Raw genomic sequence first — 15,896 nt, forward strand, 5'->3', positions numbered from 1 at the left:
CAGAGGTTTTTCATGGCAGAATTTATCTCATTGTATTCCGGCTCTTCCGGCAACAGCAGCGTGGTGCGCTGCGGTGAGCACTACCTCATCGTGGATATGGGCAAGGGCGTGCGCACTACCACGGCGGCGCTCAAGGCGCTGGGCCTTGCCGTCAGCGACTGCGACGGCATCCTTATCACGCACGAGCACAGCGATCATGTGAAGGGGCTTTCCACCTTTCTCAAAAAGAACCCGCTGCCAGTATATGGCGCGGCGGCTACACTGGATTTTCTGGATGCCAATGGGATCGTCCCGGCAGCCTGCGAGCTGCACGAGTTGGAGGGCAGGGAAGAGGACGTGGGCGCATTCGGCGTGCGGGCATTCCCCACCAGCCACGACGTGCCCTGTGTAGGCTACCGCATCCACACGCCGGACGGTAAGACAATGAGCATCGCCACGGATCTTGGTACGCTCACCCCGCCGGTGCATGAAGCACTGACCGGCTGCGACCTTGTGGCATTGGAAAGCAATTACGACCTGCATATGCTGCGCAGCGGGCCGTACCCCTATTACTTACGGGCCCGGATCGAGAGCACCCGGGGCCATCTTTCCAACGATGAGTGCGCTGCAAAGCTGCTGGAGCTCATTCAGGAGGGGTGCAAAAAGTTTGCACTGTGCCATCTCTCGCAGGAGAACAATACACCCTCCCTTGCGCTGCAGACCGTATTCAATACGCTGGGCGCAGCGGGCGTTGTGCCGGACAGGGACTGCATCGTGCAGGCACAGCGCCGCAGCGAAGTCAGCCCTGCATTGGAATTTTGAGTAAAAGAAAAAGCAACGCTTTTGGCGTTGCTTTTTCTTTTACTCGTTCGCTTTCTGAACGCGGATATCGTTGCCGAAGAACTTGATCTGGACGAAACCGGCAAGGCGGCTGGAGATCTTTTCGGTGTAAAGCTTTTCCAGCAAAGTACCATCTGTGACATTGGTGGTGACGATGGTGGGCAGCTTTGCGCCCAGCCGGTTGTTCAGCAGGCTGTACAGATTGGTGAGAAAGAAGCTGGAATTGAACTCCGTGCCAAGATCATCGAGGATCAGCAGGTCGGCATTGGATGCAGTCTGGAACAGCGCTTCTTCCTCGCCGTTCGGGTCGGAGCCGAAATGCAGCGCTTCCAGCTTGCCAAAGAAATCCGGGCAGGAGACATAGATCACATCATAGTTCTGCCGGAGCACCTCTCCGGCAATGGCCAGCGCCGCATGGGTCTTGCCAAGACCGGCATTTCCCAGCAGCAGCAGGCTCTCGCGGGTGGCGGGTGAAAAATCGGCTGCATAATCGCGCAGATCGGCCAGAACCTCTGCCATATAGGTGCGGATGCTCTCACCGATCTCGGGATCTGCAACAGAGGGGTAATATTCCAGCTTCATAGTGTCAAAGCTGGAAATGGACAGGCTGGACAGCGCTTCGATCTCCTGACGGCGCAGCTGCTGCATCACCTTGTGGACGCAGGCGCAGGTGCGGCCGTTCACACTGCCAGTATCCTGACATTTCGGACAGGTGAAGTGCGGTTCCAGCGCATCGGCAGGGCGTCCGCTTTCGGCCAGCAGGGCCGTCAGCTTCTGCCGGGCATCGGCCAGCGCGGCGGCGGCTTCGGTGCGGTCTTTGCCCGCAGCACCGGCCAGCGCACAGCGGATGCCCCGCACCCGTACCTCTTCTTCTGCATGACGCAGGGCGGGAATGGCAGCTTCGGCCTGTGCCTGTGCATCCTGCGCCAGAGCCCGGGCGGTCTGCCGCCGTAGGGCAACGGTGCGGAGAGCTTCCTGATACAGTTCATTTTTGGTACGCATAGCGGCTCCTTATTCAGGCTTTTTGATGAGGGAACGGCGGCGGGTGGCGTTTTTCAGGATATCGTTTCCGCTGGGGGCTGCACGATCCACCCGGATGTTCCGGCTTGCGCCCGCAGCAGCTACCGGGCTGCGCACATCGTGCACGGTGCGCAGTCCCTTGGCGTTCCATGTCTTGAGGATGCTGTTCCAGTACCACAGATCGCGCTTGGGCCCGGCCTGCACGGCAGCTTCCTGCACCATGGCGTCGTCATAGCCATAGACTTCGTACCATCGTGCAATAGCCTTGCGCCCGCCTAGAGTCAATTCGTCCGGAGCAATGTCCAGCAGGCTGCTGACATACTGCTCACGGCTCTGGCGCAGAGCCAGCAGCTTGAGGTGGGCGTCTGCCTGTTCACCGGTCTCCACGCCCTCGGTGCGCCACACCTTCAGCTCATGCACCACAGCGGCTATGGTGCGCCGGCCGGTGCTGGCAACGTAAGCGGTGCACAGCATCACGGTCTCGGGCGCAAAGCCCTCCTGCACATAAAGATTGACCAGCTTTTCCATTTCCTTGTGGGTCAGCGGGCGGGCAAAGCCGGTCTGCGCGCAGTCGATGAGGCTGGAGATCATGGGGTCGGTGCGGCTTGCGGCAGCAATTTCGGCCCATGTCATAGGCGTCGGGGCGCTGGGCTCCTCGCCCGGTGCAGCGTTTTCTTCATAGCGCTCCAGCAGGCCCGCACCTGCCCAGAAAGCCAGCGCACTCTCGGCGCTGATGCGGCTGCGCAGTTTGAGGTCGGCGCAGATCTTGTCCGGGTCGGTGACGCCGGTGGCCAGCACATACAGCGCCACGCGTACGTTGTATTCCTCTGCGATGCCGAGCTTTGAAAAGATCAGCTGCGGCACGGCGATGGTATCGCCTTTGAGCTCTTTTAAACGGTAGATCATCTTTTATTCCTTTGGTTCGTCCGGTTCATCTTCAGCAGCTGGCTCCCAGGGATCACAGTCCATCATGCTGGGACAGCTTTTCCACCGCTCCGGCTCTGCATTGAAAGCGTCCTGCAAAAAGGCGGCGGCAGCCTCGCGGCCCTCGTCTGACAGCGGAAACACCTTCTGTACCCGCAGGGCAGGGTCAGTCTTTTCAATGGTCCAGGGGTCGGGCCAGTAATCCACAGTGAGGATGCTTTCTTCCTTTGCAGCACCTTCGCCGCCATCCGGGTCCGGTACGGTGCGCTTGCCGGGGATCATCCGGTACCGCAGGCCATATTCGTTGCCGCTGTAGGAATTTTTGCATTTGAAATAATGCAGCAGGGGAACAAAGATCATGATAGAGTCCTTTCCTGCGGCAGGCTGAGCACCGCATGCTTGATCCTATTATAAGAAACACCCGGAAAAAATGCAACGGTTTGCTTGCTCAATTGCTGGATCAAGGGCAGAAAAACGTGATAGTGAAAACAAAAAGAAAAACGGCAAACCGATATTTCACGGTTCACCGTTTGTTTTGGAGCAGGGTACGGGACCCGAACCCGCCGCCTGCTGCTTGGGAAGCAGCCGCTCTACCGGATGAGCTAACCCTGCATTGCTCACTTATTGTAGCAAAGCAGAGCAGGATTGTCAAGAGCGGAAGCGTGTCAGTTTTTTGTGGTATAGGTCAGATCCAGCACCGGAGTAAACGGGTCAAACACCAGTCCTTTGATGCCGTCTGCCACCAGCAGACGCTTTTGCTGGCCCAGCAGCGGCACCACGGTGCAGCCTTCCAGCAGCTGACGTTCGCACTCGGCCAGCAGGGCACAGCGGGCACGGCCGGTCTGCTGTGCGCTTTCTGCCAGACGTTCGGTGTACAGCGGGTCAGAGTAACCAGTCAAACCACCGCTCTCGGCAGTGAACTGCTGAAGCATCTGGTATACGCTGCCGCCCTCGGCACAGATGGGAGCCAGTGCGATGGTGTAATCGCCCGCCGCAAGGCGCTTATCAAACTCTTCCTGCGGCACCTCCTCCACTGAGAAGAAGAGGGAACAGTCCTTCTGCCATGCACCGTTGATCTGCTCGGCCAGTTCGGTGAGCCCGGCTTCCTTGGGCAGCAGGATGGTCACACCGGAAAAATCAGAGCTGGCCATGCCCTGCCGTGCTTCCAGATACAGTGCACGCGGGTCCGGGATCACAGGCATGGGATCCCCGGCAGTGTCGCGGTAGGCGATGCCGTCTACAGTCAGCCCTGCAGGCACAAGGCCCTCGGCGGCGGTGTACAGGCTGGAAGAGGGCACTGCTGCATTTTCCCGGGCAATGCCGGCCAGTGCCTGCCGCAGTGCCTGATTCTCAAAGACAGAGCCCTCGGCACTGTTGAACAGCAGGGCCCAGGTGGTATCGGAGTAGGAAACAGCCCGCAGCGCGGTCGCTTCGCCGGTGTCGTCCAGCGCGGCAGAGCATTTCTCGTCCGCGATGAGCTGAGCGGCACTCTTGCCGGTGCTGCCGGTGTTCTGCACCAGACGCAGGCTGCCGATCAGGGGCGCAGAGACATCGCGCCGCAGGAACAGGCCGCTGGCGGTCCAGTTGTACAGATAGAAACTGCCGCTGGAAAGGGTGGTCTTTGCCGTCAGGCCGTAGGTGCCGCGGGTGCTGTTGAAGAACTCCTCGTCGCAGGGCATGGCACCGGGCAGGGTGAGCTTTGCGAGGAAGTTGTCGTCCTTTTCACTCAGGCGGAACACCAGCGTCAGCGGACCGGAAGCCGAAACCCCCAGCGTACTGAGCGCCGCTGTGCCGTCCAGAACAGCGGCGCTGTTTTCAATGGCAGAAAACTCTACCGCATAGGGAGAGCCCGTCTGTGCCTGAAAGATGCGCCGGAACGCAAACACAAAGTCCTCGGCGGTGATGGAATAATCTGTGGCGGTTCCCTTAGCAGCGGTGTAGGTCAGGCCGTCTTTTATGGCAAAGGTGTAGGTGCGGCCATCCGGAGAGACGGTCCAGCTTTCGCACAGGTTGGGTACGATCTCGCCGTCGGCGTTTTTGCGCACAAGGCCGCCGTAAAGATTCTCGCAGGCAATGACGTCTGGCGCGGCAGACACGACCTGTGGGTCAAGATTTGCGGGGATGGTATCCACAAACCATGTAAAGCTGGCTGCACCGGAGCCGCCGCTGCAGCCGGTAAGGGCAAACAGGAACGCAGCGGCAAGCACCGCTGCGGTGATACGCAGGAACTGTTTCAAGGGAATGACCTCATTCTATGGTATTTGCTGGGAGTGTGTATAGATACAAAAAGCACTCTGCTTCGACAAGTGTAGCAGAAATGAAGGCAAAATACAATTGAGGAATTGTGAATTTCCCTTGCTTTTTGGGGCAAAAGGGCGTTTTTCCGTTGCCAATTGCGGCCAAATGGACTATAATGGTACAGCGAATGTTTCAGCGCCCCTTTGCGGCGCGTTCGATACGATATTACTTATTGAGGAGGAACTGTTTTTATGCAGAAGGATCAGCAGAAACTGGCCGAGCTCATCAAGGGCAAAAAAGTTGCCTTCATCGGCGCAGGCGTCAGCCATAAGACGCTCATCAAGGAGTTCGTGGAGCTGGGGGCGCACGTCACCCTGTGTGACCAGAAGAAGAGCGTAGAGGACTTTGGCGATTATGCCGCCACCATCCGGGAGCTGGGCATTGACCTGAGCCTGGGCGAAAACTATCTGGACGGCTTCAAGGGTCAGGACATCATCATGCGCACGCCGGGCTTTGTGGGCTACTTTGAAAAGCCCTTGCAGGATGCCATGGCCGCAGGCACCATGGTGACCAGCGAGGTGGAACTGTTCTTTGATTTCTGCCCCTGCGAGATCGTGGCTGTGACCGGCTCCGACGGAAAGACCACCACCACGACCCTGATCTCCAAGTTCTACGAAGCGGCTGGCCGCAAAGTGCATCTGGGCGGCAACATCGGCGCAGCTCTGCTGCCCATGCTGCCCGAGGTGGCCCCCGAGGATGTGGCTGTGGTGGAGCTTTCCAGCTTCCAGCTCATCAGCATGCATTCCAGCCCCAACATTGCCGTTGTGACCAACGTCACCCCCAACCATCTGGATCATCACAAGGATATGCAGGAGTACATCGACGCCAAGCGCAACATCCTGCTGTATCAGAAGCAGCCCTGCCGCGCCGTTCTGGGCTACGAGAACGAGATCAGCCGCAGCATGCAGTCCGACTGCAAGGGCAAGCAGGTGTGGTTCACCCGCCTGCATGACACCGACAATGGTGCCTTCCTGCGCAAGGAAGATCACATGCTCTGCATGGCGGAGGACGGCGTTGTGACCCCGTTCCTGGCACAGAAGGACGTGAAGCTGCGCGGTCTGCACAACATCGAGAACCTGCTGGCCGCTGCCGCTGCCGTGTGGGGTGAGGTGCCTGTGGAGGCGATCCGGCAGGTGGGCAGCACCTTTACCGGCGTGGAGCACCGCATCGAGCCGGTGCGTACGCTGGACGGTGTGCTGTACTACAACGACTCCATCGGCACCAGCCCTACCCGCACCATTGCCGGTCTGCGCAGCTTCGATCAGAAGGTCATCCTGATCGCGGGCGGCTACGATAAGCACATCCCGTATGAGCCGCTGGCACCGGAAGTGGTGGCGCATGTGAAGGAGCTGGTGCTCATGGGTGCTACCGGCCCCCGCATTGAAAAGGCTGTGCGTGAGGACCCGAATTTCAACGAAGCAGAGCTGCCCATCCAGCATGCGGACAACATGCAGCATGCTGTGGAGCTGGCCCGTGCCTGCGCAAAGCCCGGCGATATCATCATCCTGTCTCCGGCCAGCGCATCCTTTGACCTGTACCCCAACTTTGAGGTGCGCGGCCGTGAGTTCAAGAAGATCGTCAACGAGCTGAAGTGATCGCACAGGTCGATACAAAGCGGCGGCGTGCCCGCTTTGCCAATGCCTGCCGGGGCCGGTGGGTGCTGGGGGCAGTGCTTCCGCTGGACCTTGCTCTCTTTGGCAAAAGCCAGCCGTGGCGGTTCTACGCCGGGCCCACGCTGGCGCTGGAGATCAGCGGCAGCACTGCATGGGTTGCCGGGCACGCAAATCCCGAGGAACTGGCCGGCTTTCTGGCCTTCTGCGGGTGTGAGAGCGTCATTCTGGACGAAGCCGGATGTCTGCCGCCCACCGGCTGGCACCGGGCTGAGACACTGACCGTGTTCGGTCTTGCCCCCGGCAGGGCGTTGCCGCTGCCTGCCGCAGACGAAGCCCTCTGGGCACAGCTGGACCTTGACCGGGAACCTGCGGCTATGGACGTGGCCCGGGCATTGTACCCGGAAGATACGGCCAGACAGGAGGATCTTTATTCGGAACTGTGCACCAAGCGTATCCGGGGCAAGGCACTTGTCTGGACGCTGAGACAGGGCAGGAAAGCGGTCTGCACGGTGGGAGCCTATGCCCTTGCAAATGGGCAGGCGTATATGGCCTGCGGACAGACAGAAAGCTCCCTGCGCGGCAAAGGCATCGGCGGGCGGCTCATTGTGCAGATGGCAAACGAGCTTTCCGCAGAGGGGCAGCGCCCGGTGTTCCTCTGCAGCCCGGAGCGGGTGCATTTTTATACCCGGCTCGGCTTTGAAAAGCTGGGGGAGTATATTCGTTATGTGCCATCGTAGTTTGTCGGCTGACACGTCGGAAGTTTCTCTGAGGACCGTCCGCTGGGGTGGGACCCTGTTGCCCGTAGGGCAATAGGGCGGGCGATGGAATGGCCTGCAACAACAGTGACCGCCGCCTGCGGCGGAAACAGGGAACTGCTGTTGGGGCAGCGGCCAGCAAGATGCGAGCGGTAGCGAAGCAGATGCTGGGTGCCGCAACCCGTATCTCGTGTCCGAGGAAAAAGCTGCCGACGCGTCAGTTCATGTGAGATTTATCCCAAATCATAAATTAAGGAACCATTATAATGTCAATCTTAAATCACTTTTTTGATTATAAACCCGAAGTTCTGGCGCTGGACGAAAAGGCCATGGAGCTGTGCCAGCCCTATTTCCGTCATATGGAAGAGATCCGGGACTTCAACCAGCTCAAGATGCTGAAAGCCTTTGCGGACACGCAGATGTCCTCCACTGATATGCTGGGCACCACCGGCTACGGCCTGTGGGATACCGGCCGTGCAAAGCTGGAACAGATCTTTGCCGAGGTGATGGGAGCGGAGGATGCGCTTGTGCGCAGCCAGTTCCAGAGCGGCACCCACACGCTGGCAGTGGCACTGTTCGGTCTGCTGCGGGCAGGGGATACGCTGCTGGCTGCCACCGGCCGTCCCTACGATACGCTGGAAGGCGTCATTGGTCTGGACGGGAAGGGAAAGGGCACCGGCACCCTGATGGATTACGGTGTTCAGTATGATGAAGCACCCCTCAAGGCTGATTTTACCCCGGACTACGACCTCATTGCAAAAAAGGCTCCGGGGGCCAAGGTGTGCCATATTCAGCGCAGCCGCGGCTATCTGCAGCGCAATGCCTTTGATCTGGAAACGATCCGTAAAATTGCGGATACCGCCCGTGAGGCCAATCCGGATATCATCATTTTTGTGGATAACTGCTACGGCGAGTTCACCCAGACGCAGGAGCCCTGTCAGGTGGGTGCAGATATCGCTGTGGGCAGCCTTATCAAGAACCCCGGCGGCGGCATTGCCCCCACCGGCGGCTACATTGTGGGCCGCAGGGATCTGGTGGAGCTGTGCGCATACCGTCTGAACGCCCCCGGCCTCGGCAAGGATCTGGGGTGCACGCTGGAAACGCCCCGTGATATGTATCTGGGCTTTTATTACGCTCCCGGCGTGGTGTGCGAGGCCATCAAAACGGCCATCTACGCACAGTGTATGCTGGAACTGCTGGGCAAGAACCCGGTGCCGCGCTACTGCGATGACCACAACGACATTGTTACCTGCTTTGATGCAGGCACTGCAGATGCCCTGATCGGCTTCTGTCAGGGCATTCAGGCTGCAAGTCCGGTGGACAGCTATGCTGCCCCGGAACCTTCTCCGGAGCCGGGCTATACCGACGAGGTGGTCATGGCAAGCGGCAGCTTTACGCAGGGCAGCACCATCGAGCTTTCCTGCGATGGCCCGCTGCGTGAGCCCTATACCTGCTACCTGCAGGGCGGCCTGAACTTTGCTGCCAGCCGTGCGGGCGTGCTGCTGGCCATCCAGAAGGCGTATTTTAAGGATTGAACAGGAGAGAAAAGCACATGCCTGTTTTAAGTGACCGTGTGGGCACCTTTACGGATTCTGTCATCCGCCGCATGACCCGCATCAATAATCAGTATAACTCCATCAACCTGTCTCAGGGCTTCCCGGATTTTGACCCGCCGAAGCAGCTGCTGGACGCGCTGGCAAGGACAGCCTATGCCGGCCCGCACCAGTACGCTGTGACCTTTGGTGCACAGAACTTCCGCGAGGCGCTGGCCAAAAAGACCAGTCCCGCCCTGCACCACACTGTGGACCCCAACACCGAGATCTGCGTGACCTGCGGCGGCACCGAGGCCATGATGGCGGCCATGATGACCATTTGCAACCCTGGCGACAAGGTGATGATCTTTTCGCCGTTCTACGAGAACTATGGCGCAGACGCCATCCTTTCCGGTGCGGAGCCGATCTATATCCCGCTGGTGCCGCCCACCTATGAGTTTGATATCTCCCTGATCGAAAAGGGCTTTGCCGAGGGAGCCAAGGCACTGATCCTGTGCAACCCCTCCAACCCTTGCGGCAAGGTGTTCCGCCGGGACGAGCTGGAGGCCATTGCCGCCCTTGCAATCAAGTACGATGCCTTTGTGGTAACAGATGAGGTGTACGAGCATATCGTCTACGCTCCGGCAGAGCATATCTGCATGGCAAGCCTGCCCGGCATGTTTGAGCATACCATCACCTGCAACTCGCTCTCCAAGACCTACTCCATTACAGGCTGGCGTCTGGGCTATCTCATCGGCCCGGCAGAGGTGATCGAGAGTGCCCGCAAGGTGCACGATTTCCTTACTGTGGGTGCGGCTGCACCGCTGCAGGAAGCCGCTGTGGCCGGTCTGGAACTGCCGGCAAGCTACTATAAAGACCTGCAGGCCCTTTACACCGCAAAGCGCGACCACTTTCTTGCCGGGCTGGACCGTGTGGGCCTGAAGCACAATGTGCCGCAGGGGACCTATTTTGTGATGATCGACATTTCGGAATTTCTCACTCTGCCGCAGTTTGAGGGATGGACAGATCTGGAATTCTGCGAGTGGATGATCCGGGAGATCGGCGTGGCAGCTGTGCCGGGTTCCAGCTTCTTCCGGGAACCGGTGAACCATCTGATCCGGATGCACTTTGCCCGTGGTACCGATGTTCTGGACGAAGCCATCCGCCGTCTGGAAAAGCTGTCCGAGCTTTTGAAATAAGCCACGATCAAAATAAAAGGATTTCTTAAAACCAAATCTCCAAAATGAGTACAAAAAAGCTGAGCATCTGCAAAAAATCAGGTGCTCAGCTTTTTGTATTTTGAGTTCCGAAAAAATCTGTCTTTTTGAAAGATTTCGCACCTTACGATGGAATCGATGCGGATAAAACAGACCGATCTGCCGCTGTTTCAGGGAGCAAAAGCGTCCATGACATCGGTGCACCACTTCAGCTGCCGGGTGAACTTTTCCCGCAGCACATCGTCACTGCCGCTGCCCTTGAAAAGTCCTTTGTTGTTTTCCACGGCAAAATACAGGGTGCCGTCTCGGTGCAGGCTCCCGCTGAAGCTTCCCTCCGCTGTCCCGGCAAGAGCCAGCAGCTTCCGGCATTTCTCCTCCGTCAGGCAGGCTTTCAGGGCGGTGTCATCGTCTGCTGTCAGCTTGAACTGCTGTTCAAAGCCGTCCATGGAGTTCTGTACCGATGCACCCCGGACGAGCTGTCCCAGCCTGCCCCGTGGGGTAAAGGTCAGGCTCACGGGCATTGGCACACCAAAACGGCAGATGCCCCACAGCCCGGCGTATACCGTGTCGTAGGACGGCGCGTTGACCACAGTGGGGTCGTTCGGGTCGGTATAGCTGACATCCCGGTCCAGCTCGATGCTGCACAGTTCCACCTCATAGCCCCGGTATTTTGCACGGACGTGCTCTCCGCCGGTCATGCGGTCATACTGGGGCAGAGGAAGCCCGGAGTCCCCAAAACAGGTGATCCTGCCATTGGGCGCAAACTGCACCTGCTGCAGCGCAGCATCCAGCACCGCGGGGACGATGCGGCGGTCTACGTCCTGTCGGGCGGCTTCTTTCCGGCTGCTGTGCAGCCATCCCAGAAGAAGCACCACGGCAATCGCAAAAATCATTCCATAGCTCATAGCGTCCTCCCTTTCTCTTTCCGGCTCAGCCGCAGATGCTGAAGTACAGGCTGGCGTAGGGGTCCAGCGGAGCAAGATCCATGATGTTACCTTCGGGGCTTACATTTTCCAGATTATCCAGTGCCATGGCATCAGCATAGTTGTCCGGCTGCGCCTGTGCGGCAAAAACCAGTCCGTCGTAATCCTCCGGCAGGTAGACCACATAGCTCTTGGTAAAGATCTTGTCATCGCTGGTGCTGCTCATGTTCCAGTCGGTAGAGAAGAAGAACTCGATGTCGTAAGCGTTGTCGTTCCAGTACACCGTGTGATAATAATGGTGGTCGGCCCGACTCGTGTCCCCTTTGGCGGTGGATGCCGTGAGCCATGTGCCGGTATAGGCATCGTAGAGTTCGCTGGAGATGTAGGTATCATAGGTCTGCCCAAAGTAGGGAATAGAGGAATCCGGGATATAGCACACGGCATCAAACTGGATCTCCCGGATGCCGTCGTGGGTCACATCGTTGTACTTTGTCACCTGCCAGTAACACTCGTCGGTGTTGTAGCCGCTGCCCTTTCCGGTAAAGCTGCAAACGCCGCTGTTCAGCTGGATGGGGTCGGAAGAATCCACGATGCCATTGATCTCCAGCCCGTTTTTCTCAAAGCAGGTCGCCCGGGAGACGATGGCGTCCACCGGGTGCAAAGCATCCGAAGAGCCTTCCTCCAACAGGTCGCCGCTGACCGAAAGATCCAGCCGCATCTGCGGAGTATCGTCGTCGAAGTAGAGGTCCATGCCGTATTTGTCCGCATCTGCGGTGCCGGTGTAAATGGTCTCGTCCTCGGAGTTGACGAATTCAAAGGTGCTGTCCTCGTGGACACGGAGCCAGAGCTCGATGTCGTAATAGCCCCACAGACCGACATAATCATTGATGTAGTCGTAGCCGTCCATGGCATCGACCTCTTCCACAGAGGAAGCCGTACTGACGTCAGCCGGAACGCTGCTGACGGGGGCATCGCCGCCGCAGCCGGTACAGAGGATGCCGCCTGCCAGCAGAAGACTGGCAAGGGGCAGCAGATGAGTTTTGTTTTTCATGGTCGTTTTCTCCCGATCTTCAAAGTTTCTGTCCTGCTGCCCAGACGAACAGCAGCGTCAGCAGGGCATACGCCGCGCTGAGCACTGCCATCACGATGCACAGGACCTGTAGTCCCCGGCGCAGCCGGGGCTTCTGCGGCAAAAGCCGGGGCAGCGCATAGGCCCCGGCCAGAGCCAGTGCAAGCAGCAGAACCGATTGTTCCAGCGTCATATCCTCAAACCTCAATCCACCAGTTCAAGATGATCGCAGATGTTGTAGAACACATCCTGCATGTCGTCCGCTTCATCGGCAATGGTGCCGAAGGCATAAAGGTAGGTGTAGTCGTCGGTGTCCACCGTGTAGACCATCCACTCCCGCTGGTCCTCCCCCGAGCCGGTGGTGTACCAGACGATGTAAACCGGGTAGGAAAGGTTCTGGGTGTAGTCCTCATCCTGAAAGCAGGTGACATCGCGGGGTTCCCCTTCGCCGGTATCCAGAGCGGCAAACCGGGCAGCATATTCTGCGTATTCCTCCACCGTCTCGTTGGTGCGCAGCGACTGGAACGCCATATCCACCACCAGCACAGAGCCGTCCTGCGTCATGTCCTCGTAGGTGTAGGTGCCATCCTCGTAGTTCTCGTTCATCAGATTTTCCATGCTGGTGAAGGGGAGACCACCGCCCACCAGCACCGGGATGCTCACCACGTCCGAAGAGGCGGGGATCAGGTCGCCCCGGCCATCCTCCGGCGGGATGACCTCGTAAGCCCCGGCCTTGTCGGAGTCCGAAGCCTTGCCCGCGGCCTCGGAACTGCCGCATCCGGTCAGGGAAAACATCAGCAAGGCGGCAAGTAAAAGTGCGATACGTTTCATTTTGGTTCCTCCTGTTTCAGAAAAGCTCCGTATTCTGCGCCACGGCTTCCATCAGATCCTTCATCATGTCAACCGAGTCCTGAAAACTGCGGCGGTATTCATCAATGATCTTCGGGTCGATGTCCTTGGAAACTGCCATGATCTTCTGGTCGGTGTCAAAGGCGGCAAACATCAGATCTCCCCGGAAGCTCATCCGCAGTGCCCGGGCGTTCACGGCCCTCTGCAGCTGCTGCTTCCAGTTTTCCGGTGCCAGATCAAACTCGCCGGGCAGGGCAAAGGGCTCCGGAGCCATCGGCCTGCGCATCCGGCACACCAGAAACAACCCCTTGAAGATCGTTTTGGAGCAGGTGCGGGTGTTGTGCGGGTCGTCGGGCATGGGGTCGCGCACCTCCCAGACGTGGATGAGGGAAGCGTTGTGCATGGCAAAGGGAATGCCCTGATAGCTGCCCTCGTAGCTGCCGTGGGCACTGGCCGATTCCCATTCCTCCGGGAAAAGCCCGGAACGCCGCGCCAGTTCATCGCTCATGGGCCACTGCTTGTGCTCCGGCTGCGGGCCAAAGGCCTTGTGCAGTGCGGCCATAAAACCATCCCCCAGCTGTCCGAGGATCAGGGAACTTTGCATGGCGTGGATCAGCTGGATCAAAAATACTGCTGCTACGATCACAAGCATCACGATGGTGCAGCCCGCCGTAAAGCTTTGAAGCAGGATGCCGGCCAGAACGCCCAGCACGGCACCTGCAATGCAGCCGTAGGCGCAGAGGTTTGCCAGATGCCCGTAAAACAGGATGCGGCGGGAAAGCTCTTCATCCGGCATCTTTTCCTGCGGGGCACGGTTCCGTGTCCTCATACTGCATCACTCCCATCAGCACCCGACGGTGCTGCTCACCTTCTTGCCCATCTTGTCGGCCTTATCGTAGCCGTTGTACTCCGGGACAAAGAAGGTCTTTGCCATGGCGTTGTTGTAACTGGTGTCCCAGTAGATCACGGTCCACATGTAGGCATCCATCTCATCGTTCCAGATGTAGCCCCGCATGGTGGCGATGCGGTTGGAAGCGTTGCTCTCGTCCACTACCTCCCACGAGGTATCGGGCCACTGACCACCGTACAGCTGCTGGAAATCATACTCCAGATATTCCTCTGCATAGTCCAGAACAAAGTCGTCATCAGAGCCGGTATAGTCCAGATATTCATTGGTGATCCTGCGGCAGACCGCAAAACCGCAGTCGTCCCATTCGGGGTTTGCCACCACAAGGGCATCCTCCAGAACATCCAGCACATAATACTCATAGGGGTAGTAGGTCTGCACATGAACGGTTTTGTCCTTGACATGCATCCGGTTGCCTTTGTCGGTAAAGGTCAGGTCGTGACCGGATGCATAGACGCTGAGTGCCAGCGACATGGTCAGCAGTGCAGCGGCAAACAGCCCCAGCGTGCATTTCATCGTGTTTTTCATAGAATTGCCTCCTTTTTTAATAAATGGTTTTTGCTCCGGTCATGCCGGAACGGATCGAAAGGCCCCAGTCTCCGGGTCCCAGCAGAACAACAGTTCCAGCGTTCCATCTTCCTGTGAAAAGCGGAGCAGGACATCGCTGCTGCCGTCGCCGTTCCGGTCTGCGGTCTCCATGCCGAGGTAGCGCTGTTCCGCATTCTCCACAGGTGCAGGGTAGTCCAGCTCTGCCAGTAGCACCTGACTTTCGGTGTCATGGTAGAGGGTCGTGTCCCCGGTGTGGACGCAGGCGCAGAAGGGGATGGTCTCCCCGTCCTGCACCAGTGTGCCGGAGTCGTTGATGATGCCCCATGTGCGCCAGTCGCTTCCGGCAATGTCTTCCTCCGGTGGATCATCCGACGGCATTGCCGGAGCCGGGAGGATGGCCCACCCCAGCAGCAGGATCAGAAATGCCGCCAGTAGAACGCCGATTTGTTTTTTCATCGTTCACCACCTGTTGTTGAAGAGCAGGTCGGTGCCGTTCAGGCTCAGGGTGCTTACGTCTTCTCCCACATCGCCCGGGTGCTCATTCGGGATCAGCACTGCAGCGTCCTCGGTTCCGTCGTCCCAGAAAAGGCTTACGGTATCGCCGTCCACCATCCACTGACCGGTATACACGCTGTCGGCATCAAAGCCGTAAACGCCGTCCCCCAGATCTTTCTGGCCATGCAGGATGAAGCCATGGTTGGGGTAGAAGTTGAGGTACAGGTGCTCTTCGTCCATCCGCCACTGCCGGTACATCAGCACACAGGCGTTGTGCAGGTCCTCGTCATCGGTGTAGTCGGAGCGGATGTAGTAGCTTTCAAAGGAGCTTGCATTTCCGATAAGGAACGCTCTTCCGTCCTCGATGATCTCCACACTGTTAAAGACATTCTCCTCCATCTGAAGGCTCAGGAAAGGCACATCGTCCGAGCCGACGTCAAAGCCCTCAAAGTTGTAGGAGCATCCCAGCATGGGGTAGGCGGTGTAGGTGTCCTCGGTGGAGTCGTACTCGGTGTGCATCTCCACCGTGCCGTCGGACGCAATGTGGTACCAGTTTTCCGAGGTGTAGTCCCCCCGCTCGTACCAGATCCAGTCGTCCAGCGCTTCCCGCTGCTCATCGCTCAGCTCGGCCGCAGAGGTCGTGTCCGAGGTCTCCTCAGAATACGGGGCTTCCTCCGATTCTGAGCTGGGGGAGGGCTCTGCCGCGCCTCCTCCACAGGCAGAAAGGCTGATGCTCAGCGCCAGCAGAAGGCTCAGAACAGTCGCTGTTTTTCTCCATTTCATCTTGCTTTTCTCCTTTCCTGTTTTGATCTGCAAAGTGTTTTCCCGGCAGTGAAGCAGCTGAGAAAAAAGGCCCATGTCCGCATCGCAGGGGTGCCGGACATGGGCCTCGCTGTTTTAAAAAACGGAAAAGCATTTAACCCAAG

At 58.4% G+C, this 15,896-nt stretch carries 17 protein-coding genes and 1 tRNA gene; 5 read left to right on the top strand and 13 right to left on the bottom strand.

Annotation, left to right across the window (positions count from 1 at the left end; all coding sequences use genetic code 11):
• Window positions 1-12 precede the first annotated feature (12 nt).
• Window positions 13-801: an MBL fold metallo-hydrolase gene (locus ACKXF9_RS09665; RefSeq protein ID WP_418266033.1), complete on the top strand. Its 789-nt coding sequence runs from the start codon at window positions 13-15 to the stop codon at window positions 799-801.
• Window positions 802-840: 39 nt separating this feature from the next.
• On the opposite strand, the gene ACKXF9_RS09670 is transcribed toward ACKXF9_RS09665, so the two are convergent.
• From ACKXF9_RS09670 to ACKXF9_RS09690, 5 genes are all read right to left on the bottom strand, one after another.
• Window positions 841-1,821: an ATP-binding protein gene (locus ACKXF9_RS09670; protein ID WP_418266034.1), complete on the bottom strand. Its 981-nt coding sequence runs from the start codon at window positions 1,819-1,821 to the stop codon at window positions 841-843.
• 9 nt (window positions 1,822-1,830) lie between these two features.
• Window positions 1,831-2,745, bottom strand: a complete 915-nt coding sequence (locus ACKXF9_RS09675) for a DnaD domain protein (protein WP_348583436.1) — start codon at window positions 2,743-2,745, stop codon at window positions 1,831-1,833.
• Between the two features lie 3 nt (window positions 2,746-2,748).
• Window positions 2,749-3,123 carry a hypothetical protein gene (locus ACKXF9_RS09680; RefSeq protein ID WP_249236718.1) on the bottom strand — a complete coding sequence of 125 codons (375 nt, stop codon included), beginning with the start codon at window positions 3,121-3,123 and terminating at the stop codon, window positions 2,749-2,751.
• Between the two features lie 176 nt (window positions 3,124-3,299).
• Window positions 3,300-3,375, bottom strand: a tRNA-Gly gene (locus ACKXF9_RS09685).
• 53 nt (window positions 3,376-3,428) lie between these two features.
• A complete protein-coding gene (locus ACKXF9_RS09690) occupies window positions 3,429-5,000 on the bottom strand; it encodes a peptide ABC transporter substrate-binding protein (RefSeq protein WP_418266035.1) in 1,572 nt (523 codons plus the stop codon).
• 252 nt (window positions 5,001-5,252) lie between these two features.
• On the opposite strand from ACKXF9_RS09690, the gene murD reads away from it, so the two are divergent.
• The 4 genes from murD (at window position 5,253) to ACKXF9_RS09710 (ending at window position 10,160) form a co-directional block, all read left to right on the top strand.
• Window positions 5,253-6,656 carry a UDP-N-acetylmuramoyl-L-alanine--D-glutamate ligase gene (gene murD / locus ACKXF9_RS09695; RefSeq protein WP_418266036.1) on the top strand — a complete coding sequence of 468 codons (1,404 nt, stop codon included), beginning with the start codon at window positions 5,253-5,255 and terminating at the stop codon, window positions 6,654-6,656.
• Entirely contained in the window at window positions 6,653-7,411 is a 759-nt protein-coding gene (locus ACKXF9_RS09700) for a GNAT family N-acetyltransferase (RefSeq protein WP_418266037.1), read from the top strand. The genes murD and ACKXF9_RS09700 overlap by 4 nt, the downstream gene beginning before the upstream one ends.
• A gap of 284 nt (window positions 7,412-7,695) precedes the next feature.
• Complete coding sequence (locus ACKXF9_RS09705; protein WP_418266038.1) at window positions 7,696-8,964, top strand: aminotransferase class I/II-fold pyridoxal phosphate-dependent enzyme; 1,269 nt, start codon at window positions 7,696-7,698, stop codon at window positions 8,962-8,964.
• A gap of 17 nt (window positions 8,965-8,981) precedes the next feature.
• Entirely contained in the window at window positions 8,982-10,160 is a 1,179-nt protein-coding gene (locus ACKXF9_RS09710) for a pyridoxal phosphate-dependent aminotransferase (RefSeq protein ID WP_418266039.1), read from the top strand.
• Between the two features lie 188 nt (window positions 10,161-10,348).
• Here the strand turns inward: ACKXF9_RS09710 and ACKXF9_RS09715 are convergent, their stop codons facing one another.
• The 8 genes from ACKXF9_RS09715 to ACKXF9_RS09750 are packed head-to-tail and all read right to left on the bottom strand — an operon-like array spanning window position 10,349 to window position 15,753.
• A complete protein-coding gene (locus tag ACKXF9_RS09715) occupies window positions 10,349-11,071 on the bottom strand; it encodes a DUF3137 domain-containing protein (protein WP_418266040.1) in 723 nt (240 codons plus the stop codon).
• A 37-nt stretch (window positions 11,072-11,108) separates the two neighbouring features.
• Window positions 11,109-12,152 (bottom strand): hypothetical protein, encoded by a 1,044-nt coding sequence (locus ACKXF9_RS09720; protein ID WP_418266041.1) that lies wholly within the window; start codon window positions 12,150-12,152, stop codon window positions 11,109-11,111.
• A gap of 19 nt (window positions 12,153-12,171) precedes the next feature.
• Window positions 12,172-12,363: a hypothetical protein gene (locus ACKXF9_RS09725; RefSeq protein ID WP_418266042.1), complete on the bottom strand. Its 192-nt coding sequence runs from the start codon at window positions 12,361-12,363 to the stop codon at window positions 12,172-12,174.
• An 11-nt stretch (window positions 12,364-12,374) separates the two neighbouring features.
• Window positions 12,375-13,001 carry a hypothetical protein gene (locus ACKXF9_RS09730; RefSeq protein WP_418266043.1) on the bottom strand — a complete coding sequence of 209 codons (627 nt, stop codon included), beginning with the start codon at window positions 12,999-13,001 and terminating at the stop codon, window positions 12,375-12,377.
• A gap of 16 nt (window positions 13,002-13,017) precedes the next feature.
• Window positions 13,018-13,848 carry a hypothetical protein gene (locus ACKXF9_RS09735; RefSeq protein WP_418266044.1) on the bottom strand — a complete coding sequence of 277 codons (831 nt, stop codon included), beginning with the start codon at window positions 13,846-13,848 and terminating at the stop codon, window positions 13,018-13,020.
• A gap of 15 nt (window positions 13,849-13,863) precedes the next feature.
• The gene (locus ACKXF9_RS09740; protein ID WP_418266045.1) at window positions 13,864-14,454 is read right to left on the bottom strand and encodes a hypothetical protein; all 591 of its coding nucleotides are present in this window, start codon (window positions 14,452-14,454) and stop codon (window positions 13,864-13,866) included.
• A gap of 39 nt (window positions 14,455-14,493) precedes the next feature.
• Window positions 14,494-14,931, bottom strand: coding sequence for a hypothetical protein (locus ACKXF9_RS09745; RefSeq protein ID WP_418266046.1), 438 nt, complete (start codon window positions 14,929-14,931; stop codon window positions 14,494-14,496).
• 3 nt (window positions 14,932-14,934) lie between these two features.
• Entirely contained in the window at window positions 14,935-15,753 is an 819-nt protein-coding gene (locus ACKXF9_RS09750; RefSeq protein WP_418266047.1) for a hypothetical protein, read from the bottom strand.
• Window positions 15,754-15,896: the final 143 nt, after the last annotated feature.

This window comes from Faecalibacterium sp. 9 (assembly GCF_048320955.1).
Taxonomy (GTDB): domain Bacteria; phylum Bacillota; class Clostridia; order Oscillospirales; family Ruminococcaceae; genus Faecalibacterium; species Faecalibacterium wellingii.